Raw genomic sequence first — 21,809 nt, 5'->3', positions numbered from 1 at the left:
CCGTGCCGGTCACATTCATCGGTGTCCGCCACCACAGCCCGGCCTGCGCCCGCCTCGTCGCAGCGACCATCGACGAGCTGAAGCCGGCCTACGTGCTGATCGAGGGTCCGGCCGACCTCAACGACCGCATCGACGAGCTCCTGCTCGGCCATGAGCTCCCGGTCGCCGTGTTCACCAGTTACCGCGACGACGAACGCCGGCACGGTTCGTGGGCACCGCTGTGCGCGTACTCGCCGGAGTGGGTCGCGCTCACCGAGGGCCGGGCGGCGGGCGCGGAGCTGCGCTTCATCGACCTCCCGGCCTGGCACCTGGCGTTCGAGGGGCGCAGCAACCGGTACGCCGACGCCGAGCTGCGCTATGCCGACGTGATGGACCGGCTGTGCCGCAGCTTCGACGTCGACAACGTGGACGTGCTCTGGGACCACCTGTTCGAGATCGCCCCCGACGAGGGTCTGGCCGAACGGCTCTCCACCTACTTCGACCTGCTCCGGGGCGAAGCGGCGGCCGGGGAGTCCGACACCGCCCGGGAGGCGTACATGGCCGGGTGGATCCGGGCCGCGGCCGCGGATGCCGGTGACCGCCACGTCGTCGTGGTGACCGGCGGCTTTCACCGGCCGGCCCTGGTGGCCGCGGTGGCCACGGAGCAGGGCGAGGCGGCATGGCCCGAGGTACCGCACCTGCCGGAGGGGGCGCTCGGGGGCAGTTTCCTGGTGCCCTACTCGTTCCGCCGGCTCGACGCGTTCGACGGCTACCAGTCGGGGATGCCGTCGCCGGGCTACTACCAGGAGCTGTGGGAGTCGGGGGCGGACGGTGCGGCCCGGCACCTGGTGGAGTCGGTCGCAGGACGGCTCCGGGAGCGGCGGCAACCGGTCTCCACGGCGGACCTGATCGCGGCCCGGGCCACCGCCGACGGCCTGGCCACGGTGCGTGGGCACGGGCATCCGGCGCGCACGGACGTGTTGGACGGGTTGGCTTCCGCGCTGGTCAAGGAGGCGCTCGACGTACGGCTGCCGTGGTCTTCGCGGGGGACCCTGCGGCCCGGCAGCCATCCGGTCGTGGTCGAGATGGTCGCCGCGCTCAGCGGGACGCGCGTCGGCCGGCTGCATCCCGCCACGCCCGCGCCGCCACTGGTCCACGACCTCGATGCCGAGCTGACCCGGGCCGGGCTCGACGGGTCCGCCGACCTGGAGCTCGACCTGACCCGGGAGGCCGACCGGGCGCGCAGCCGGATCCTGCACCGGGTGCGCGTGCTGGAGGTGCCCGGCTTCAGCCGCTCCTCCGGGCCCAGCACCGGCCTCGACCCGGTGTTGCGCGAGACCTGGACCCTGCGGCCCGACCCGGGCCGGGTCACCGCCGTGATCGAGGCCGGCGCGTACGGCGCGACCCTCGCCGACGCCTGTTCCGCGGTGCTCGCCGAGCGGGCCGCCACCGCCGGCCGGGACGTCGACGACCTGGCCGGGGTGCTGTTCGACGCGGCCCTGGCCGGCATCACCGACGTCTCCGACCAGGCCCTCGCCGACATCGACGCGACCGTGGCGACCGCCGCCGACCTCGGTGCGCTGGGCCGCATGCTGGCCATCGTGCTGACCATGTGGCGCCACGACCGGGTCTTCGGCACCGCGCACAGCACCACGCTGAGCCTGGTCATCACCGCCGCCGTCCGCCGTGTCCTCTGGCTGGCCGAGGGGGTCCGCGGCGGCACGGCCCCGGCGGACCTCCCCCGCATCGCCGCGCTGGCCGCCTGCCGCGACGGCCTCCGGCACGCCGGTAGGGCACTCGGCCTGGACGTGCCCGCGGCCCTCGAGGTGGCGGCCCGGCTGGCAGCGGACACGGAAGCACCTCCGGACCTGCGCGGCGCCGCCTTCGGCTTCCGATGGACGCTGGCCGCCGAAGCCGACGCAGCCGCCGGGGTCGCCGCAGCAAGCGGGGCTGCCGCGGCCGACCGGGCCACCGCAGCCGACCGGGCCACCGCAGCCGACCGGGCCGACGGGGCCGACGGGGCTGCCGCGGCCGACGGGATCGATCCGCTTCGGATGGTCCGGGGAGCGTTCGTGCCGCAGTCCGCCGGGGACTGGCTGGCCGGGCTCTTCGCTCTCGCCCGGGAGGAAGTGCTGCACACCGACGCGGTCGTCGGGCTGCTCGACGAGTTGCTCTCGGCCATGTCCGCCGACGATTTCCTGGTCGCCCTGCCCGCGTTGCGGCAGGCGTTCGAGTTCTTCCCGCCCCGGGAGCGGGAGACCATCGCGGGGCGGCTGCTGGCCCGGCGTGGACTGGCCGGCAGCGGGCGGAGCCTGTTGCGCGGCGGTCTCGATCCCGCCGTCGTCGCGGCCGGGATGGTGCTCGACGAGCAGGTCGACGGCCTGCTGCGACGCGAAGGGCTGATGGGGGAACCGACGTGACCGATCCTGAGCTGGAACGCTGGCGGCTGGTGCTCGGCGAGCCCGCGTCCGCGGTCGGGGCGCTCGGTGCCGACGCCGCCGCCCGGGACGCCGCGCTCGAGTGGCTGTACGGGCGTGACGGTGAGCTGGACCAGCGCGACGTGCGCCGGGGCGGCAAGGCCGGGGGCGACGGGGCTTCCGTGCTGACCACGGTCGACTGGCTCAACGACATCAACCGGTTGTTCCCGCAGGAGACCATCGAGCGGCTGCAACGTGACGCGGTCGAGCGCTACGAGATCAACGACATCGTCACCGACGCCGCGGTGCTGGAGACCATCGAGCCGAACCCGGCGCTGCTGCGGGCCGTGTTGCAGACCAAGCACCTGATGAACCCCGACATCCTGCGGCTCGCCCGGCGGATCGTGGAAGCCGTGGTCCGCGACCTCATGGCGAAGATGGCGACCGAGGTGCGGGCCTCGTTCACCGGCACCCGGGCCCGGCGGCCCAGCCGGTGGAAGCAGGCCCGGGATTTCGACATGACCCGGACGCTGCGCGGCAATCTCGGCCACTACCGCCCCGACGAGGGCCGGCTCTACATCGAGACGCCGCACTTCTTCTCCCGTACGCGGAAGCAGGTTGAGCAGTGGCAGGTGATCTTGTTGGTCGACCAGTCCGGTTCGATGGTCGATTCGGTGATCCACTCCGCGGTGACGGCGGCCTGCCTGTGGGGGTTGCCCGGGGTCCGCACGCACCTGGTCGCGTTCGACACCGACGTGGTCGATCTGACCAGTGAGGTCGACGACCCGGTCGAGTTGCTGATGAAGGTGCAGCTGGGCGGCGGCACCGACATCGGCCGGGCGGTCCGCTACGGTGCCGGGCTGATCGAGCAGCCGCGTCGGGCGATCGTGGTGCTGATCAGCGACTTCTACGAGGGCGGTTCGACGTCGATGCTGATCCGGTCGGTGCGCGAGATGGTCGAGCAGGGCACCAAGGTGCTCGGGCTGGCCGCGCTGGACGAGCAGGCCAACCCCAGTTACGACCGGGACACCGCCCAGCGCCTCGCCGACGTGGGTGCCTCGGTCGGTGCGATGACGCCGGGGCAGCTCGCCGCGTTCGTCGCCGAGCAGGTGGGCCGATGAGGGACGACCTGCTCGCGCTGACCCCGGGGACACTGGCCGAGCTCACCAACCGTGGCCTGGTCAAACGTGCGAGCCGCGAGCTCGAACGGGCCGCCCCGGCGCTGACCGAGGACGACGACGGTACGGTCCACGCCCGCTACGACGACGGCGTGACCACGGATCTGCCACGGGGGGGCCTGGAGCAGGGCACCTGCACGTGCGGTGCGCCGGGCGTGTGTCGGCACCTCCTCGGACTCGTGCTCGCCTACCAGCAGACCCCGGCGGAGGCTGCGCGGGAAACCCCGGCGGCGGACGGATGGTCGCCGGGGGAATTCACGGATGAGCAGCTCGCCGCGCGGATCGGGGAGCGGATGGTGACGGCGGCGCGCCGGGTGGAGGCGGTCGGGTATGTCGCCCGGGTGCACCGGGGGCGGGCGGCCGACCCGGTGCCCAGTGTGGAGCTTCCCACGGCGACGGTGCGGTTCCTCGTACCCCATGACCTGGGTTTCGCCCGCACCGATGCCGCCACCGGGGTGCGCGACGACGTGATCGCGCTGGCGGTCTGGGCGTTCCGGGTGGCCGACGAACGGGCTCCCGGCCAGGCCGATGTCCAGGTGCAGGTCGGCGGCGGTGCGGCACCGGCGGGTGGGCCCGGTCTGGACAGCGCGGTCGCGCTCGCCGGGCTGGTGCTGCGGGAGGGCGCGGTGCACCTCGGTGCCGGGCTCGCCGCGGAGGTGGCGACCGTGCGGCGGGAGCTGGAGGCCGCGAAGATGCGCTGGCCGGTGCTGGCGGTCGAGGACCTCGCCGGTCAGCTCGACGCCTACCGGGACCGCAGCGCGCGGTATCGGCCCGAGGCGCTGGCGGATCACGTCGCGGAGCTGTTCGCCCGCCATCGCGCGGTGACCGGGGGCGGGGCCGGGCTGCGGTCCCGCGTGCTGGGCACGGACGAGGCTTCCGAGACCCCGCTGCGCCGGGCCCGCCTCGACGGGCTCGGGGCGCGGGTGTCCACCGTGGGTGACGAAAAGGTGGTCGACCTGTTCCTGGCCCACGCGGACAGCGCCGCCGTGCTGGTGCTGCGCCGCACCTACGAGACGACCGACACCGGGCCGCAACTCGCGGCACGCCGGGTCGCCGGGGTGACCGTCGGTGCGCTGGCCGGCGGCGCGGTGGTCACCGAGTCCGCGGCCCGCAGCGCCAGCCGTACGGTCCGGCTCGGCACCCGCCGGCTCAGCCGCACCGAGGCGATGGCGTCCCGTGGCTCCTGGCAGGACCTGCCCCGCGCCCTGCTCGCCGACGACCTGGCGGCGCTCTCCGCCGAGCTCGACGCCCTGCCCCCACGGCCGATCCGGGCCCGCGTGCAGGCGGAACTCGTCCGGGTCGTCCCGGTCGCCGAGGTCAGATCGGTCAGCTACTCCCCCGGCGCGCAACGGCTCGACGCGGTGATCACGGACGCCGCCGGGGTGACTGCGATCATCTCGGCGACCCATGCGGCGTGCGCGCCCGGCCGTCTGGACAGCATGGCGAAAGCACTGAACGGCGAGATCCGCTACGTGTCCGGCACGGTCCGACGGGGCGGCGGTGGGCTGCTGATCGACCCGTTCGGCTTCGCGGTCGAGGGCGGTGTCGTCGTGCCCGATCTCGAAGCCGCCGACCGGGGAAGCAACCCGGACGGCGAGCTGCCGCGGCGTACGGATCCGGTGGCGCAGGCCCTCGACGACGCGCTGGGCCTGCTCGCGGAGGTCGCCCACCGCGGTCTGCAGCACGCGCCGGCGACCATGGGTGACCGGCTGCGCGGCGCGTCGGGCCGGCTCGCCGCGGTCGGGATGCGCCGCACCGCCGACGCGGTCACGAACCTGGCGGCGCTGCTCGGCCCGGACCCGGCCGACGCCGCTGTCACCGCGTGGGTCGACGCCTACCTGCGGGTGAGCGTCGCCGGGGATCTGTCCTGATGACTCACGGCTTGCGCGCGACGGCACCGAAAATCGCCGCGTCCACCGGATCCGGCCGCTCACCCTCCGGCCGCCAGTCACCCACCGGCCGCCAGTCACCCACCGCGACGATGCCCGGGTCGATCAGCTCCAAGTCGTCTTCCCGATGTCGAGGAACTGCCGCACCCCGTCCTCGGCGGCCAGGAACCGCACGGCCCGCCCCAGGAACGACCGGTTGGCCCGCGCCGCGATCCGAGCGGCCGGACACGACTCGGCGAGCAGCTGTACCGCCGTGCGGGGTGCACGGACATTCTCAGATGGTGACGCCGTCGATCTGGAGGGTCTGCACCGAGGCCGCCGCGAACGGCACCCGCATCGACTTCGCGCTCACCGCGATGTCGGAACGGGCCACGTAACGGTCGGTCGCGGCCGGGACGGTGGACCAGCGGGTGATCAAGCCGTTACTGCCGCCGGTCACCTGCGCGAAGCCGGACAGGTCGAACGTGAGGGTCTGCGCCACTCCGGTGTTGACGGCGACGATGACCAGACGTCGGGCGGACGCGTCGTACGCCGCGATGGCGTTACCGGCACCGGTATCGATGATCCGCATGCCGGGACGGACATGGCGGGTGAATTGTGCAAGTACGTAGTACTTCGTCTCCACCGCACCGGCGGTCAGCGAGCCCGCGTCGTACCGGATGGTTCCCCACCCGGCGCTCGGGTCCATCACCTGCCAGTAGCACCACGCGGTCGGGTGGAGCCAGCGCCAGTCCAGGCACAGGTTCGCGGCCATGGTGAGCCCGGTGCCGTCGCCGTCGCCGGTCTCGGAGTTCCACAGCACCTTGCCGGCCGCCCGGACGTCGTTGAAGAGCAGGTCGCGGCGTCCGCTGCCACCCTGGTAGCCGTGCACGTTGACCTGGCCGATCAGGGCCCTGGTCCCGGCGTCGAAGCTCGCGAACGTGGTGCGCGCCAGGTCGTAACTGGTCTCGTCGGAGGCCGAGATCGGCACGCCGGACAGGCCCTGGCGGTTCAGCTCGGCCCGCAGCTGCGCCAGGACGGAGCGCTGCGTGCCGGCGTCGATGTAACAGCCCTCCTGGGTGCCGTCGGCCCGCCACCAGCTGGACGACGGTTCGTTGAACGGGTCCACCGTCCGGAACGTCACCCCCCATTCGTCGCGGGCCCGGCGGGCGACGATCGCCAGGTGGGCAGCATGCTGCGTGTGGTTCCACGACTGCAGGTTCAGGCCGCCGCCGGCCGCTCCGGACGGGTTGTGGTTGGCGCACATCCACCACATCGGCGAATTGGCGAACAACTCGCTGATCGCGCCGCGCTGGGTGGCTTTGACCAGGGCCGCCCGCTGTTTGAGGTCGGCGTTCCAGTTCCACGCCGAGGAGGCCGGATCGGCGTTGCGCCAGTCCTGCCAGAAGCCCTCGATCTGCTTGAAGCGCGGGATGTTCGGCGACGCGACCATCCGTTCCCCCGCGACATCGTTGAAGCTGCTGGCTCCGAGGTTGTAGCGCGCGATGGTCAGGCCCAGCCCGGGCAGGCCGGTGCCGTTGTAGGTGACCTGCCGCGTGGTGAAGAAGAGGTCCGCGAAGTCGTCCCGGTCGCCGAAGACGTTGGCCCACCAGGCCAGCGAGGTGCCCCACCCCTGCCAGGCCCCATAATCCGCGGCCGGACTGACGGTGATGGTGGCATCCGCCCTGGCCGCGCCGCCGATCAGCGCACCGCCGAGCGCCCCGGCCGCGGTAGCACCGAGAACAGTTCTCCTGGTGACCATCGTGCCCTCCAGCCGGTCGGAATGATCGCAGCCCCTACACCCGACCCGACCTGTTCGCGTTAACAACTCGGAGGCCAGGCTCGTATGTGAACGAGGTGTTTCGCACGAGTCTCATTTACCGGCACGAGCCTGTCAAGCGACGCTCGTCAATGTCCTACCGGGCGGCCCTCAGGGTGTCGCGAAGGGTGTAATACGCGGGTTTACGCTCGAAGTTGTCGCCCATGACCGTCGCAGCACCCTCGGCAGGAAAGAAGACCGGCACCCAGGAGTACTTGTCGGTGAAACCCCAGATGGTGAAGGAATCGCAGCCGTCGACAGCGAGGCAGGCATTCAGAACGGTCTTGTAGTACGCGGCCTGCGTCTGCAACTGCTCGGCGGTCGGCACACCATCCCCGGGCAGGTCCATCCGTACGTCGAGCTCGGTGATCGCGGTGTGCAGACCAAGATCGGCGAAGCGCTGAAGCACCGCCCTGAGCTGGTCCGGCGCGCCGTAACGCATGCTCAGATGAGCCTGGGACGCGAAACCGTGCAGCGGCACGTGATCAGCCAGCAGCTCCTTGGCCAGCGCCTCGTAAGCATCAACCTTGGCGCCGGGCCAGTCCACGCCATAATCGTTCAGGAACAGCTGGGCCCGCGGGTCGGCCCGGTGCGCCCAGCGGAAGACATCGGCCACGATGCCCGGGCCGAGTTCACGAATAAAGATGTTCTCCTGGCGATAATCGCCGTTCTCATCAAAGATCTCGTTGGCGACGTCCCACTGCTGAATCTTGCCGCGATAGCGTCCGACCACCGTGCGGACGTGATCCTTGAGAATCGCACGCAGCTCCGCCTTGCTGAACGCACCCTCCGCCAGCCACGCCGGATTCTGACTGTGCCAGAGCAGCGTGTGCCCACGAACAACCTGCCCATGCCGCCGGGCGAACGCGACAATCGCGTCCGCCGGGCCGAAGTTGTACGTGTGACGCTCGGGGTGGATGAACTCCCACTTCATCTGATTCTCCGGGGAAACCGAACTGAATTCCTTCCCCAACACCGTCCGGTACGGCCGATCGAAGGTGAACGGATCCGGATAGTCCTGCTCAACATGATGACCACCACCGGCAACCGCGGTCCCGACCCGCAGATCCCGCGGCGCAGCCCGACGCAGAGGCAGATTCCAGCCGTCGGATCGGTGATCCACGATGGACAGCCCACCGGTCGCCGAAACACCCGCCTGCGCCGGCTGGACGCCAGGACCCAACAGCGCCGAGGCGGCAAGAACGGCCACAGCAACACGACATGCCTTTATCAAGATCACTCCCTTGAGCGTGTCGAACACATCACGCCGGTCCTGAAAGTTTCGGACAGGCCGGTCTGAGATTCAACAAAACGCTAAGCGAATAGAACGGCATGCGTCAATGTCTGGCCTGCTTGATCGAGCTTCCGACCTGGATCGGCCAACACCCTTTGCGGCCGAAAGTTACGGACTTTCGATCTCTCGGGCAGTTCGGCACGAACCAAGACACCACGTCGTGTCCGTGGTCGGCGATCGCCAAGGTCGAGCAGTGGCGGGGCCGGATGGCCTGTTTGAGGGGGCGGCACCGGATCATCACGCTGCCGGCCGGTCCGCTACCTCAGGCTGCGGCGGAGGTGGCGCCGTAGCAACGGTGGCACCACCCAGGAGTAGATGCAGTACAGCAGCCAGATCGGGGTGAGCACGAGCACCACCGCCCGGAAGCCGGTCGCTCGCAGGAGCGTTGTCAGGGCGATCCAGGCCAGCCAGGTCTGCAGTGGACCGAAGCGACGCATCGGGTACAGCGGGCGCATCAACGGGTGCTGGGCGACCCGCATCTCCATCGCGACGTCGGTGAGGACCTCGTTGGCCGGCTGGGCGGCTGCCGCCTGGCGGTAGTTGCTGTAGGCCGTACGGGCATCGCCTCGCACGGCATTTGCGGATCCCAGCAGCGCCAGGGCGTACGGGTCCTCAGGATAAGCCGCGACGAATTCCTGACCGATCCGTTCGGCTTCGCGGTCGTCGCCGAGCGCGAACGCCACGCGGACCCGGGTGGCGAACACCACCGCCGCGTGCGGGTCCTCGGCGGCCGCGTGGGCGACGAGCTGGGCGGCCTTGTCGGGCTGACCTTCGGCGACGCAGAGGTCGGCGTAGGCGCAGAGCAGGTCGACGTCACCGGGATCCAGGGCGAGCCCGCCCAGCAGTGCCTGCTCCACGGCCTCCGGGTGGCCCATCTCCTGTTCGGCCTGGCCCAGCCAGAGCAGCAGCTGGGGGTCGGGGCCGCCGGCGGCCAGTCCGGCCCGGGCCGCTTCGACGGCTTCCGGCCAGCGTTTGAGGAGGATCAGCGCGGCGCAGCGTACCTGCATGGCCGGTGGTCCGAAGGCCTCGTCGATCGGCAGTGCGCCGAGTTCCTGGAGTGCCTGTTCCGGGCGGCCTGCCAGCAGCAGATACCGCGCGCGGTCGATCGGGGTGCTCATCGGGTGAGTCCGTAGATGACGCCGAGTTCCAGCAGGCCGCAGCTGACGAGCGCGGCGAGACCGGGCCAGACGAGGTTGGCCGGTTCGGCGCGGCCGAATAGGAAGGCGCGGAACGGCTTGCGCTGCAGAGCCAGCACCAGGAGCCAGACCAGCAGGCCGGCGATGCCACCCCAGCGGCGGACGTCAAAAATCTCGCCACCTGCCGCCACCCGGACGGCGAAGGCGAACAGGCCGGCCGCGCCGATGACCACCAGTCGTTCCGCGGGCAGTCCCAGTCTGCGGCCGTTGACGATGCCGAGCACGGCGGCGGTCAGCGGGCCGCCGAAGAACGCCGGGTACGCGATCGACGTGGGTCGCCACGGTCGCCGGCCGGGCGCGGGGCGACCACCCATGGTCGGGCGGAACAGTTGCTCGTGCATCCCCTGGGTCATCGGCGGCCGGCGGCCGGATTTTAGGGCTTGCCGTGGAGGATCTCGCGGGCCTGGTCGGCGGCGCGGACGATGCTTTCGGAGACGAATTCGACGAAGCGGGCGATGTTCTCCAGGCGGGCGGCGGCCGGGGTGCCGGCGCCGAGGACGTGCACGCCCTGCCGGGCGATCTCGCCGAGGTGGGCGGTGGACCGGGCGCTGGCCATCATCGATTGGTACAGCACGTCGTCGTCGACGACGTAGCGTTCGCGGCGCCGGTCGTCGCGTTCCCGGCGGACGAGGCCCTGGGCCTCGAGCAACGCGATCGCTTTGGAGACGGAGGCCGGGCTGACCTCCAGGCGCGCGGTGAGCTCGGCGGCGGTGTGACTGCCGGTGTCGGAGGTGTACAGGCAGGCCAGGGTGCGGGCGGTCATCCGGGGCAGGCCCGATTGCACGAAGACCTCGGCGAATGTCGCCTCGTAGTCGCGTACGGCCGCCGAGTCGCGTCCGTGGGCCGGCGGGGGCGTGCCAGGGTGCCCGGGCGTGGTCTTCCTGCGGCGGTGGGTGCGGTGTTCGGTGGCGTGCTGGGCGAGGTCACCTCGATATCCGGTGGGGCCGCCGTTGCGCATGACCTCCCGGGTGACGGTCGAGGTGGGGCGGTCGAGGCGCCGGGCGATCTCCGCGTAGGCGAGGCCGCCGGCCAGCCCCTGGGTGATCTGCTGACGCTCCTGCTGGCTGAGCCTGCCTCCCGGCATCGTGCTCTCCTTCGTTCGCCGACGATGCGCCCACAGTAGCGTTCATTTTCAACCCATTGCAACGACGGTCAGCGGTCCCGTTGCGTTAGTTTCCAGACCATTGCAATGGTTGTACGGACTTGAGCTGCGCAAACACGGTAAGCACACTGAAGGTTCGTTGCTCAAAATAAGAACGCAACGTAGCGTTTCCAACATCAGAAACAAACGATCGAAGGAGCGCACGATGCAGAAGTTCGCCACCCCCGCCCTGGTCCCGACCGTGCTCGACATCCCCGCCGGACGGATCCAGTTCATCGCCGCCGACCGCGGCGACACCACGGTCGACATCCGGCCCTTCGACGCCGCCAAGAACCGCGACGTGCAGGCCGCGGAGCGCATCGCGGTCGCCTACGTCGACGGCGTGCTGCGGATCGAGGCCGCCCCGGCGACGAGCCCGCTGCTCGGTTCCTCCGGGTACGTCGAGGTGACCGTCCAGCTGCCGGCCGGCTCGCCGATCGACGTCACGACGGCCAGCGCCGAGCTCCGGGGCGTCGGACGGCTCGGCGACGTCACGTTCGCCGGCGCCGGCGGCTCGGTCAAGCTCGACGAGGCCGCGAGCGCCGACCTGACCCTGCAGAACGGCGGCATCACCGTCGGCCGGCTCGGCGGCTCAGCGCGGCTCAGCACCCAGAAGGGCGACCTGGTCGTCACCGAGGCCGTGGCCGGCACCGTCACGCTGACCACCGAGTACGGCGCCATCTCGGTCGGCGTCGCCCGCGGGACCGCCGCGACCCTGGACGCCGGCACCGCCTTCGGCCGCATCCACAACGCCCTCCAGGCCCCCGGTGCCACCACCGAGGCCCTGACCATCAACGCGAGCACCGGCCACGGCGACATCACCGCCGCGACGGTCTGAACCGGGGATCATCATGTATCAGAAGGCCGTCGAGGCGTTCGTCGACGCCGGTTTCGCCGGGCTGCAGATGCGCGTGCACGACGAACACGGTGAATGGATCGGCAGTGCCGGAGTGCGCGAGCTCGGCGCGACGGCACCGCCCCCGGTCGACGGCCGGTTCTGGGCGGGCAGCGTCGCCAAGACCTTCACCGCCACCGTGGTGCTGCAACTGGTGGCCGAGGGGAAACTCGACCTGGACGGCCCGGTGGCCGGTCACCTGGCCGGCCTCGGGCTCGACGACCGCATCACCGTACGCATGCTGCTACGTCACACCAGCGGCCTGTTCAACTACACCGGTGAGTACTACGCCGACGGGACGTTCGCGCCGGGGATCCCGGCCACCGGCAAGGAGTGGGTGGACGCCCGTCTGATCGGTTATCCGGCGGAGGAGCTCGTCCGCCTCGCGTTGTCCAAGCCGGCCCGGTTCGACCCCGGGACGGACTGGAGTTACTCCAACACCAACTACACGCTGGCCGCGCTGTTGATCGAGCAGGTGGGCGGCGGATCGTACGGCGAACAGACGCACCGGCGGATCCTACGGCCGCTGGGCCTGCGCGACACGGAGCTGGCGGGCGACATCACCGACCTGCCCGAGCCGTACGCGCACGGCTACCACCGCTACCAGGACGGCGACGAGTGGAAGGTGGCCGACGTCTCGCGGCAGAACCTCGCGATGATGCCCGCGGCCGGCGGCGCGATCTCGACCACCCGGGACCTGCACCTGTTCTTCTCCGCACTCAACCGCGGCGAGCTCCTGCCGGCCCCGCTGCTGGCCGAGATGCGCGAGCCGCACGGGCCGATCGACTACGGCCTCGGACTGTTCGTGCAGGACCTGGGCCCGGAGCACGGCGGCATCGTCTACCACCACAACGGCGGTGCCCCCGGCGGCTACGGGGCGCTGATGTACAGCACCCCCGACGGCAGCAGGACCCTGACCGCGGGGTTGACCATGGGCGATGCCGTGATCAACCCGGCGGAGGTGTTCCCGGCGGCGTTGGACACACTCGTCAGAGCGGTGTTCGCCAGGAACTGACCTCTGGGGAGGATGGACGATGACGACCGTCATGGGCTGGGCGGACGGAGAACGGGAGCGGTGGCGGTCGCGGGCCGGGGCGCTGGAGCACGGCCGCGAGCAGCCCGACTGGGTCACCGCGGCGACCGGGGCGGACCGGTTCCTGGATCTGAGCATGCCGCAGGTGTCGTGGCTGGTGGCGAAAGGGCCGGAGGCGTCGGCCCGGGCGCTGCTGGCGACCACGCCACGGCGGCATCCGCAGCAGGTCGACGTGGGACGCGTCGCGGTCGCCCGGATCGAGCTGGATGCGCTGGCGTACGCGCTCAGCGAGGCCGGTGAGAACGCCGACCGGCTCGGGTTCCTGGTGCTGCCGTTCCGCGGACCGGAGGCTGCCGCGCTGGTCGCGGGCTGGCTGCGGCACCTCGGGTCGGCCCGGCTGTGGGCCCGGACCTGGCTCGGCCGGCATCCCGAGGCCGGGGCCCACGCGCTGATCCCGGTTGCGATCGGCAAGCCGGGCAAGGCTCGGCAGAACGCCGACACCCCGCAGCCACCCCGGCCCGGGCAGGCGGCCCGAAAGCGGAAGGCTGCGCCGGTGTGGGCCACGCCGGAGCGGCTGCCGGAGGTCACGTGGGCCCGAGGGGGCGTGCTGCCGGAGGACGAAGTCGTGCGGCTGATCGACGTGTTGACCCGGTCCCGGCTGGACGCGGCGCCGGAGCCCGCGCCCGGGGATCCCGACGGCGAGCTGCCGCTGGTCGTCGAGTCCTCGGCCGCCGCGCAGCCGATGGTGTGCGCGCCGGTCCTGAGGCGGCGCGGCTGTTCGCGGAGTGCGACCCGGCGAGCCTGGCGGCGCTCGGGCGGGCACTGCTGGACCAGTGGCTCACCGACGACATGCCGGCGTCGCAGGCGTGGGTGGTGCTGGCGCAGGCCCACATCGGCGACGACACCACGATGGACCAGCTGGCACCGCATGTGAGGTCGTGGCCGGCACGCAGCCGGTGGGCCCGCGCGATCGACGGGCTCGCGGTGCTGGCCACGGTGGGCACCGACGTGGCGCTGCGGCATCTGCTGGCGATCGAGGAGAACATGGTGGGCGGGCCGACGAACGAGCGGGCCGTCGTCTACCTCACCCAGGCGGCCGCGCTGCGGGGGCTGTCCGTGACGCAGCTGGCGGACCGGTTGGTGCGCACGCATGGGCTGGACGAGGGCATCACGCTGGACTACGGGCCCCGGACGTTCACGGTGGTCACGGACGATCACCTGACGGCGTACGCGGTGGGTGCGAACGGCCGGCGGCTCGCCAGGCCGCCCAAACCGGGGGTGAAGGACACCAGGCCGGAGGCCTATCAGCGGTTTCTGCAGCTGAAGAAGGACCTGCGGACGACCGCCGCCACCCAGATCGCGCGCCTGGAACGGGACATGCTCGAGCACCGGTTCCGCCCGGCGGCGGACGTGGCGGCGGTGCTGCTGCCGCACCCGGTCCTGGGCCCGATCGTCCGGCGGCTGCTGTGGGCCGAATACGACGCGAAGAAGCGGGTGGTCCGGGCGTTGCGGATCGCGGAGGACGGCACGTTCGCGGATCTGCACGACACGACCGCGATCGTCGCACCGGACGCACCGCTCGGCATCGTGCACCCGGCGGAGCTCGGCGCCGACCTGGCCGGCTGGGCCGGCTTGCTCGCCGACTACGAGATCCTGCAGCCGTTCCCCCAGGTGCACCGGCCGGTGGTCATGCTGACCGAGGCGCAACGCGCGGCGACGAGCCTGGCGGGTCCGGGTCCGCTGCCGGCAGATCGGGCCGACCGAGTGGTGGCCCGCGGATGGCGGGGGGACGGTTTCCACACCTCGGGCCGCCCGCACAGCCAGCTCGCCCACCGCCTGCCCGGCGGGCTGACGTTACTGGTCGAGCTGGACCAGGAGCGGATCACCGAGATCTGGGTCGATGACGCCTGGTCGAGTCATTGGCAACTCGTACGCCGTACCCCCATGGGGGTCTGTGATCCGTCCGCCCTGTCGGAATTGCTGGTCGCACTCGAGAGCTGAGGCCGGCCGTCAGCCGTCGATGCGGGTGATGTTGCGGATCTTGTTGGCGGCGTCGAGCGCGGCGACCTTGTACGCCTCGGACAGCGTCGGATAGTTGAAGACCGCGTCGACGAGGTAGTCGACGGTGCCGCCGCAGCCCATGACCGCCTGGCCGATGTGCACGATCTCGGTGGCCCCGGTGCCGAACACATGCACGCCGAGCAGCCTGCCGTCCTCAGGAGAGACGAGAAGCTTGAGCATGCCGTACGAATCCCCGACGATCTGCCCCCGCGCGAGCTCCCGATACCGGGCGATCCCGACCTCGAACGGCGTCGCACTGTCAGTCAGCTCGTCCTCGGTCGCGCCCACGAAACTGATCTCGGGAATCGTGTAGATGCCGATCGGCTGCAGCCGGCCCATGGTCCGGGTCGGCTCCCCGCAGGCGTGGTGGGCGGCGAGCCGGCCCTGTTCCATGGAGGTGGAGGCCAGCGCGGGGAAGCCGATCACGTCACCGACCGCGTAGATGTTCTCGGCCGTCGTACGGAAATTGGCGTCGACCTCGATGCGGCCGCGACGGTCGGCGGTGAGACCGGCCGCTTCCAGCGCGAGGTCGTCGGTCTGGCCCTGGCGCCCGGCGGAGTACATGACGGTGTCCGCGACGATCTTCTTGCCGCTCTTCAGTACGCAGAGCGCGGCGGTCGAGTGCCGTTCGACCGCGGCCACCTCCTCGCCGAAGCGGAACGTCACCGACAGGTCCCGGAGGTGGTACTTCAGCGACTCGATGATCTCCTCGTCGCAGAAGTCGAGCATCTTCTCGCGGCGTTCGACGACGGTGACCTTGGTGCCCAGGGCGGCGAACATGGAGGCGTACTCCATGCCGATCACGCCGGCGCCGACCACGACCATGCTGCGGGGTACGGCCTCGAGGTTGATCACCCCGTCCGAGTCGACGATCGTCCGGTCGTCGAAGTCGACGCTGTCCGGGCGGGCCGGACGGGTGCCGGCGGCGATGATGAACGTGTCAGAGCTGATCTTGGTGTCCCGGCCGTCGCCGCCGTCCACCCAGATGGCGTGCGCGTCGGCGAACCGGCCGGTCCCGGTGATCATGACGATCCGGTTGCGGGCGAGCTGGTTGCGGATGACGTCGGTCTGGCGGCTGATCACGTGCTGGGTCCGGGCCGCCAGGTCGGCGACGGTGATCTCGTCCTTGACCCGGTAACTGCTGCCGTACAGGTCGCGCTGGCTGAGGCCGGTCAAATACAGCACGGCCTCGCGCAGGGTCTTGGAGGGCACGGTGCCCGTGTTGATGCAGACCCCGCCGATCATGTCGCGCCGGTCGACGATGCCGACGCGCTTGCCCAGCTTCGCCGCCGCGATGGCGGCCTTCTGCCCGCTCGGGCCGGAGCCCAGCACTACCAGGTCGTAGTCATACACACAGCTCAGCGTGCAGGATCAACCCGGCTCCCGCTATTGCGTGTTTTCACACATGACCGTGATCGGCGCGTCCGGGCCGGCGACGTGCCCGGGCGGCCACGGCGAGCCGTAGACCTCGGCGCACATCACCACGGTCATCCACGGCACCCAGGTGCCGCGCAGCATCAACGGCGGGTGGCCCTGGAAGTACAGGTTGACCGACCAGTCGAGCGGGTTGGGCCGGACCATGACCAGGTCGCGGAACTCGTAGCCGTCGCCGTCGACCAGCAGCCGTTCGCTGGTGATCGTGACGGCCGGCCGGCCGTGGGACTGCCATCCGGTGCCGGATCCGCTCCACAGCAGACCGTTGTCGGTGAAGACGCCGTCCGCCTGGTAGGTGAGGGCGTCGGCCAGGAAAGCGCCGTACTGCTGCTCGCCGGGGCGCAGCGCGACGGTCGGCATGACGGGGGCCGGGTGCCCACCGCGCTGGACAAACCGCGCGAGCAGGGACATCGAGCGCCATCCGGCGTCCGTCTGCTCCGGGGTGAACGTTCTTGGTGCACTTGTCACGTCTCTGAGCGTGGCATCCCGGCCCGGCCACCACCAGCGAATTCGCTCGGCCGTGAGCTGAACGGGGCATGTACCCTTCGTCACTGCTTCGTCCCCATGTGCTCCACCGGCGGGGTGCGCAGCAGGCGGCGGACCGGCAGGACCGTGGTGAACAGCGCGAGCAGCGTCGTCCCGCCGATCACGGCCACCCAGCCCAGCGGCGGCACGTACGGGACCGGGTCCCCGGTCAGCGCGTCGACCACCGCGGAGAGCGTGGCCGCCGCGATCGTGCCGCCGACGATCAATGCGATGCCGAGCAGACCGGCCTGTTCCGCGTTGACCATCCGGCGGAGCTGGCGGTGGGTGCCGCCGACGAGGCGCAACAGGGAGAGCTCCCGGCCCCGGGCCAGGGCCGCCATGACCATGGTGTTGGCGGCGGCGAGCGCGGCGTACCCGACCATCACCGCGATGAGCAGCTTGTTGAGCCAGGCGCTGAGCGCGAGATCCCGCGAGAGGCCGGAGGTGAGGGTCGTGGAACTGACCAGGCCGGGTGCCTTCAACGTGGTGCCGGGCTCGGTGCGGACCAGCACGTGGGTGTCCACATCGGCGCGGGTGTGCCCGGCGACGGTCTCCTTGGCCAGCGTCACGTCACCGAACCCGAGTCCACGGTCGTAGAGCGCCACCAGCCGCAGCTTGACCGGGGTGCCGTCGCCGAGCCAGAACTCCACGTCGTCGCCGAGCTTCCAGCCCGAGGTGCCGGCCTGCATGGTGGACACGGCCACCGTCCCTTCGTTGAGGTCGTCGAGGTTGCCGGAGCTGACTGCCAGATCCATCGTCTGCGCGGCGCCGACGATGTCGACCGCCTGCGCCGGCACCGGTTCGGCGCTGTCCAGGAACTTGATCAATACCGAGGTCCGCCGTACGCCCGTAGCGGCGCGAACCCCGGGCAGCTCCCGGATGTCCGCGGCGGCGGAGCCGGGCAGCCCCTCCGGCGAGGTCAATGCGAGGTCGGCGACCAGGCCGGCCCGGCTCTGCGAGACCGTGGCGCGCTCCAGGTTGTCCTGCAGGAACCACACGGACCCACCGAAGCCGACCGACAGGACCAGGGAGGTGAGCACGGTGGCCGTACCCCTGGCGTTCGCCCGCAGGTTCGCCGCGGCCAGGTAACCGCCGACTCCCCAGCCGAGACGCAGCACCGGGGTCAGCAGCCGGGCGGCGATCGCGTTGATCCCCGGTGCGAGCAGCGCCACCGCGGTGACGAACAGGTACAGCATGCCGATCGCGCCGGCCTGCGCCGACTGCCCGCTCGACCCGACCGCGAACGCGGTGGCCGAACCGGCCGCGGCGAGCGCCAGCAGACCGAGGACCGCGCGGACCTTGCCCAGGCCGGTGGGCTCCACGGCGATCTCACCCAGCGCCTCGGCGGGCCGGATCGCGGTCACCCGGCGGGCGGCCAGCAGCGCGGCGGCCGCCGCGACGACGACCGTCAGAACGGTCACGACCAGCGCCGACACGGCACCGGGGACCATCGGGAAGCCGTCCGGGACGAAACCACGGTCGACCAGCCGGGACTGCACCCATCGCGTGGCGAGCAGGCCGGCCGGGACACCGAGCGCCGAGGCCACGACGGCGAGCGTGACCGCCTCCGCGACGATCATCCGGCGTACCTGTCCGGGGGTGGCGGCGACGGCCCGCAGCAGGGCGAGGTCGCGCCGGCGGTGCCGCACCGAGAGCCCGATCGTGCCGGCCACGACGAAGATGACGAGCATGGCGACGTACCCGCCGAACGTGCCACCGATCTGGATCAGCAGATCCCGGGCGGCCACCGCGTCGGGCTGTTCGAGCAGCCCCCGGTCGGCACCCGTGTACGTCCTGGCCCCGGCCTCGGCGACGGCCTGCTCCACCGCTGCCCGGTCGGCACCGGGTTCGAACGTCACCGCGATGGTGTCCAGCCGGCCGGCGTACGCGCTGGGCTCGCCCGTCGCCGACGCGACCCCGTCGAGCGCTCGGAGTTCGTCCTCGAGGGCGGCCGGCACCGTGCCACCCTCGGGCAGTGCGGTCGTGGTGCGGGTGACCTCCCCGTCGAAGTCCTTGCCGGTGAGCGTGATGTCCCGGTGCGCGACGACCATGTCCGCGGCCGCGTACCGGTGCGGTTCCGGCTTGTAGCTCAGCCCCGACTCAACCAGCACGCCCATGCTCATCAGGATCAGCACACCGGCGGTGAGGGCGATGAGGGTGGCGAGCGCGCTGCCCGGACGGCGGCGCAGCATCGCGAAGGCAAGCTTGCGCATGACTCAGACCTCCTGGGTGACGCGGGGACCGAGGTGCGCGAGCAGTTCGGCGATCCGGTCGGCGCCGGGCTGCGGCAAGTCGTCGCGGATCCGGCCGTCGGCGAGGATCACCACCCGGTCCGCGTACGAGGCGGCCACCGGATCGTGGGTCACCATGACCACCGTCTGCCCGTGGGCGTCCACCACCGACCGCAGCAACCGCAGCACCTCGGCCGCGGTCCGGGTGTCGAGCGCACCGGTCGGCTCGTCGCAGAAGATGACCTCGGGGCGGGCGGCGAGCGCGCGGGCGATGGCCACCCGCTGCTGCTGGCCACCGGAGAGCGCGGACGGCCGGTGCTTCAACCGGGGGCCGAGGCCGACCCGGTCCACCACCTGGGTCAGCCACCCGCGGTCGGGGCGCACACCCGCCAGCCGCAACGGCAGCAGGATGTTCTCCTCGACGGTCAGCGCGCCGATCAGGTTGAACGCCTGGAAGACAAAACCGATCCGGTCGCGGCGCAGCTTCGTCAGCCGGGTCTCCGACAGCCGGGACAACTCCGTGTCACCGATCCACACCTGCCCCGAGGTCGGCCGGTCCAGCCCGGCGGCGGTCTGCAGCAGCGTGCTCTTGCCGGACCCGGACGGCCCCATCACCGCGGTGAACGTCCCGCGGCCGAACACGATGTCCACGTCGTCCAGCGCGGTGACCGCCTGGTCGCCGCTACCGTAGACCCGGGTGAGTCGCTCGAGGCGAACAGCATCTGTTTTCACAGGTCAAAAGCTATTGCCGCCATCGATCGGAAACTATGACGCCTGCGGGCCGACCGGTGGTACAGCTGGCACTACCTACGCCCGGCGCTGTACGTCCTCGAGGTACCGCAGGACCGCGGTGACCCGCCGGTCGGCCCGGTCCGCGGGGGCCAGATCCAGCTTCGCGAAGATGCTCCGGATGTGCTTGTGCACCGCACCCTCCGTGACGAACAGCCGCTCGGAGATGGCGGTGTTCCCGAGCCCCTCCGCCATCAGCGCCAGCACGTCGCGCTCGCGGGCACTGAGCCGGTCCAGCCCACTGTCCGGCCGGGTCCGGGTCAGCAACTGCCCGACCACCTCCGGGTCGATGGCGGTGCCACCGTCGGCGACCCGGTGCAGGGCCCCGAGGAACTCCTCGACCCGGCCCACCCGCTCCTTCAGCAGATAGCCCAGCTTGGCCGCGCCGCCGGCCAGCAGATCGGTGGCAAAAGCCTGTTCCACGTACGCCGAGAGCACCAGCACCGCCAGCTCCGGATGCCGCCGCCGCGCCTCGACCGCGGCCACGATCCCCTCGTCGGTGTGGGTCGGCGGCATCCGCACGTCGACGATGGCAACATCCGGCACATGGGTGTCGACCGCCGCCAGGAACGACTCCGGCCCGTCAGCCGTGGCGGCCACGTCCAGGCCCTCCGCGCGCAGCAACAGCGCCAGCCCCTCCCGCAGCAGGGCATCGTCCTCGGCGATCACGATCCGCATGGCAACTCCACCCGCATAGCAGTCGGCCCACCGGGTGGGCTGGTCAGGACCAGGCGCCCGTCGACCGCCTCGATCCGCCGCCGGATCCCGCCGAGCCCCGAACCACGGCTCTCGTCGGCACCACCCCGCCCGTCGTCGTCCACCCGCAGCAGCAACCGGTCGCCCTTCTGGTGGACGGTGACGGCGGCACGGGTGGCACCGCTGTGTTTCACGACGTTGGTCAGGGCCTCGGCAACGACAAAGTACGCGGTCGCCTCCACCGAGACCGCGCAGCGTCCCGGCACATCCACGTCCACTGTGCAGGGCACCGCGCAACTCCCGGCCAGACCGGTGAGCGCCCCGGCGAGACCCCGATCGGCCAGCACCGGGGGCAGAATGCCACGGACGACCGTACGCAACTCGGCCAGCGCCTGCTCAGCGGCATCCTGAGCCCGCTCAAGGATCTCCCCGGCCGTCTCCGGATCCCGCGTCAACGCCCGCCGGGCCGCCCCGAGCAGCACAGTCACCGCGACAAGCCGATTCTGGGTACCGTCGTGCAGCGACCGCTCGATGCGCCGCAACTCGACCGCGTGCGCATCCAGCGCGGCGGCCCGGGTGGCGGTCAACTGGGCCACCCGCAACGAAAGATCGGTGTCCGCGTCCACGGCGAGCAGCGCCCGGCCCGGGGCGGCCTGGATCCGGGCCAGCACCGGCCCCAGCCCGATGACCACGGCCACCCAGCCGATCCCGATCAGCCCCACGGCCAGGGCGTCAAGCTCGGTCCGCACCGGAAAACTGATGAACCCCGGCCCACCCTGCTCGGCGTCGACCCATCGCCACCAGAGCGGGAAGGTGATGCACTGCACGGCGTACAGAGGAAGGGAGAGGCCGACAATGCCCATGATGAAACCGAACGTCGCATGGGTGACCACCCACCCGGCCTCCCGCTGGACCGTCCGGTCCCGCACAGCGGGCAGCAGGCCCCCGGGCAACGGCTCCGGCTCGAGAATCACCGGACCCCAGCGCGTGAGACGATCCCGCTCCCGGTTCGCGACCGACCGAAAAGCCTGAAGCATCCCGGGCACCAGCAACAACCCGACGCCGGTCAGGCACATCAGCGCCACAATGATCAGCCACAAAAAAGCCGCCAACGCGAGCAACGAGGTGCCCAGCCCGCCGACAAGCCGCTCCAGGGCATCAACCGAGACGCGGACGCGATCAAGCAGGTAACGCCGTGTCATCCCGGTGACCCTAGGCCACAGGTGGCACGACAAGCAGTACAGCAGGCTGTA

At 71.3% G+C, this 21,809-nt stretch carries 19 protein-coding genes and 1 pseudogene; 7 read left to right on the top strand and 13 right to left on the bottom strand.

What is annotated here, in order from left to right; translation table 11 throughout:
- Positions 1 to 2: 2 nt before the first annotated feature.
- From ACIA6A_RS40795 to ACIA6A_RS40785, 3 genes are read left to right on the top strand one after another with little or no spacing between them, the layout of a single operon-like run.
- The gene (locus ACIA6A_RS40795) at positions 3 to 2,399 is read left to right on the top strand and encodes a DUF5682 family protein (protein ID WP_396103524.1); all 2,397 of its coding nucleotides are present in this window, start codon (positions 3 to 5) and stop codon (positions 2,397 to 2,399) included.
- Complete coding sequence (locus tag ACIA6A_RS40790) at positions 2,396 to 3,517, top strand: VWA domain-containing protein (protein WP_396103523.1); 1,122 nt, start codon at positions 2,396 to 2,398, stop codon at positions 3,515 to 3,517. Before ACIA6A_RS40795 ends, ACIA6A_RS40790 begins: the two co-directional genes overlap by 4 nt.
- On the top strand, positions 3,514 to 5,445 hold the full coding sequence (locus ACIA6A_RS40785; protein ID WP_396103522.1) for a hypothetical protein: 1,932 nt from the start codon (positions 3,514 to 3,516) through the stop codon (positions 5,443 to 5,445). The genes ACIA6A_RS40790 and ACIA6A_RS40785 overlap by 4 nt, the downstream gene beginning before the upstream one ends.
- Positions 5,446 to 5,449: 4 nt before the next feature.
- Here the strand turns inward: ACIA6A_RS40785 and ACIA6A_RS40780 are convergent, their stop codons facing one another.
- The 7 genes and pseudogenes from ACIA6A_RS40780 to ACIA6A_RS40750 all read right to left on the bottom strand — a co-directional run bounded on the left by ACIA6A_RS40780 (position 5,450) and on the right by ACIA6A_RS40750 (position 10,835).
- Positions 5,450 to 5,578, bottom strand: a complete 129-nt coding sequence (locus ACIA6A_RS40780; RefSeq protein ID WP_396103521.1) for a hypothetical protein — start codon at positions 5,576 to 5,578, stop codon at positions 5,450 to 5,452.
- Positions 5,569 to 5,724, bottom strand: a pseudogene (locus ACIA6A_RS40775) (SAM-dependent methyltransferase); the annotation flags it as partial. The gene ACIA6A_RS40780 and the pseudogene ACIA6A_RS40775, both read right to left, overlap by 10 nt.
- Positions 5,725 to 5,737: 13 nt before the next feature.
- Entirely contained in the window at positions 5,738 to 7,204 is a 1,467-nt protein-coding gene (locus ACIA6A_RS40770; protein ID WP_396103520.1) for a glycoside hydrolase, read from the bottom strand.
- A gap of 154 nt (positions 7,205 to 7,358) precedes the next feature.
- Positions 7,359 to 8,522, bottom strand: a complete 1,164-nt coding sequence (locus ACIA6A_RS40765) for an endo-1,4-beta-xylanase (protein WP_396103519.1) — start codon at positions 8,520 to 8,522, stop codon at positions 7,359 to 7,361.
- A 290-nt stretch (positions 8,523 to 8,812) separates the two neighbouring features.
- Entirely contained in the window at positions 8,813 to 9,673 is an 861-nt protein-coding gene (locus ACIA6A_RS40760; protein WP_396103518.1) for a tetratricopeptide repeat protein, read from the bottom strand.
- Positions 9,670 to 10,092: a hypothetical protein gene (locus ACIA6A_RS40755; protein ID WP_396103517.1), complete on the bottom strand. Its 423-nt coding sequence runs from the start codon at positions 10,090 to 10,092 to the stop codon at positions 9,670 to 9,672. Before ACIA6A_RS40755 ends, ACIA6A_RS40760 begins: the two co-directional genes overlap by 4 nt.
- A 32-nt stretch (positions 10,093 to 10,124) precedes the next feature.
- Positions 10,125 to 10,835 carry a MarR family transcriptional regulator gene (locus ACIA6A_RS40750; RefSeq protein WP_396103516.1) on the bottom strand — a complete coding sequence of 237 codons (711 nt, stop codon included), beginning with the start codon at positions 10,833 to 10,835 and terminating at the stop codon, positions 10,125 to 10,127.
- A gap of 223 nt (positions 10,836 to 11,058) precedes the next feature.
- Here ACIA6A_RS40750 and ACIA6A_RS40745 point away from each other — a divergent pair, with 223 nt between their 5' ends.
- The 4 genes from ACIA6A_RS40745 to ACIA6A_RS40730 are packed head-to-tail and all read left to right on the top strand — an operon-like array spanning position 11,059 to position 14,821.
- Positions 11,059 to 11,730 carry a DUF4097 family beta strand repeat-containing protein gene (locus ACIA6A_RS40745; RefSeq protein WP_396103515.1) on the top strand — a complete coding sequence of 224 codons (672 nt, stop codon included), beginning with the start codon at positions 11,059 to 11,061 and terminating at the stop codon, positions 11,728 to 11,730.
- Between the two features lie 13 nt (positions 11,731 to 11,743).
- Entirely contained in the window at positions 11,744 to 12,802 is a 1,059-nt protein-coding gene (locus ACIA6A_RS40740; RefSeq protein ID WP_396103514.1) for a serine hydrolase domain-containing protein, read from the top strand.
- 19 nt (positions 12,803 to 12,821) lie between these two features.
- Complete coding sequence (locus ACIA6A_RS40735) at positions 12,822 to 13,754, top strand: hypothetical protein (protein WP_396103513.1); 933 nt, start codon at positions 12,822 to 12,824, stop codon at positions 13,752 to 13,754.
- On the top strand, positions 13,670 to 14,821 hold the full coding sequence (locus ACIA6A_RS40730; RefSeq protein WP_396103548.1) for a DUF4132 domain-containing protein: 1,152 nt from the start codon (positions 13,670 to 13,672) through the stop codon (positions 14,819 to 14,821). The genes ACIA6A_RS40735 and ACIA6A_RS40730 overlap by 85 nt, the downstream gene beginning before the upstream one ends.
- Positions 14,822 to 14,830: 9 nt before the next feature.
- Here the strand turns inward: ACIA6A_RS40730 and sthA are convergent, their stop codons facing one another.
- The 6 genes from sthA to ACIA6A_RS40700 all read right to left on the bottom strand — a co-directional run bounded on the left by sthA (position 14,831) and on the right by ACIA6A_RS40700 (position 21,758).
- Complete coding sequence (gene sthA / locus ACIA6A_RS40725) at positions 14,831 to 16,234, bottom strand: Si-specific NAD(P)(+) transhydrogenase (RefSeq protein ID WP_396103512.1); 1,404 nt, start codon at positions 16,232 to 16,234, stop codon at positions 14,831 to 14,833.
- Positions 16,235 to 16,267: 33 nt separating this feature from the next.
- Positions 16,268 to 16,783 (bottom strand): hypothetical protein, encoded by a 516-nt coding sequence (locus ACIA6A_RS40720; protein WP_396103511.1) that lies wholly within the window; start codon positions 16,781 to 16,783, stop codon positions 16,268 to 16,270.
- Between the two features lie 80 nt (positions 16,784 to 16,863).
- Positions 16,864 to 19,053 (bottom strand): ABC transporter permease, encoded by a 2,190-nt coding sequence (locus ACIA6A_RS40715; protein ID WP_396103510.1) that lies wholly within the window; start codon positions 19,051 to 19,053, stop codon positions 16,864 to 16,866.
- Between the two features lie 3 nt (positions 19,054 to 19,056).
- Positions 19,057 to 19,803, bottom strand: coding sequence for an ABC transporter ATP-binding protein (locus ACIA6A_RS40710; RefSeq protein WP_396103509.1), 747 nt, complete (start codon positions 19,801 to 19,803; stop codon positions 19,057 to 19,059).
- A 75-nt stretch (positions 19,804 to 19,878) separates the two neighbouring features.
- The gene (locus tag ACIA6A_RS40705) at positions 19,879 to 20,538 is read right to left on the bottom strand and encodes a response regulator (protein WP_396103508.1); all 660 of its coding nucleotides are present in this window, start codon (positions 20,536 to 20,538) and stop codon (positions 19,879 to 19,881) included.
- On the bottom strand, positions 20,526 to 21,758 hold the full coding sequence (locus ACIA6A_RS40700) for a sensor histidine kinase (RefSeq protein WP_396103507.1): 1,233 nt from the start codon (positions 21,756 to 21,758) through the stop codon (positions 20,526 to 20,528). Before ACIA6A_RS40700 ends, ACIA6A_RS40705 begins: the two co-directional genes overlap by 13 nt.
- Between the last annotated feature and the right edge of the window lie 51 nt (positions 21,759 to 21,809).

The organism is Actinoplanes sp. NPDC051494 (assembly GCF_044454705.1).
Classification (GTDB): Bacteria; Actinomycetota; Actinomycetes; order Mycobacteriales; family Micromonosporaceae; genus Actinoplanes.
This window is presented reverse-complemented; position numbering and strand designations above follow the sequence as displayed.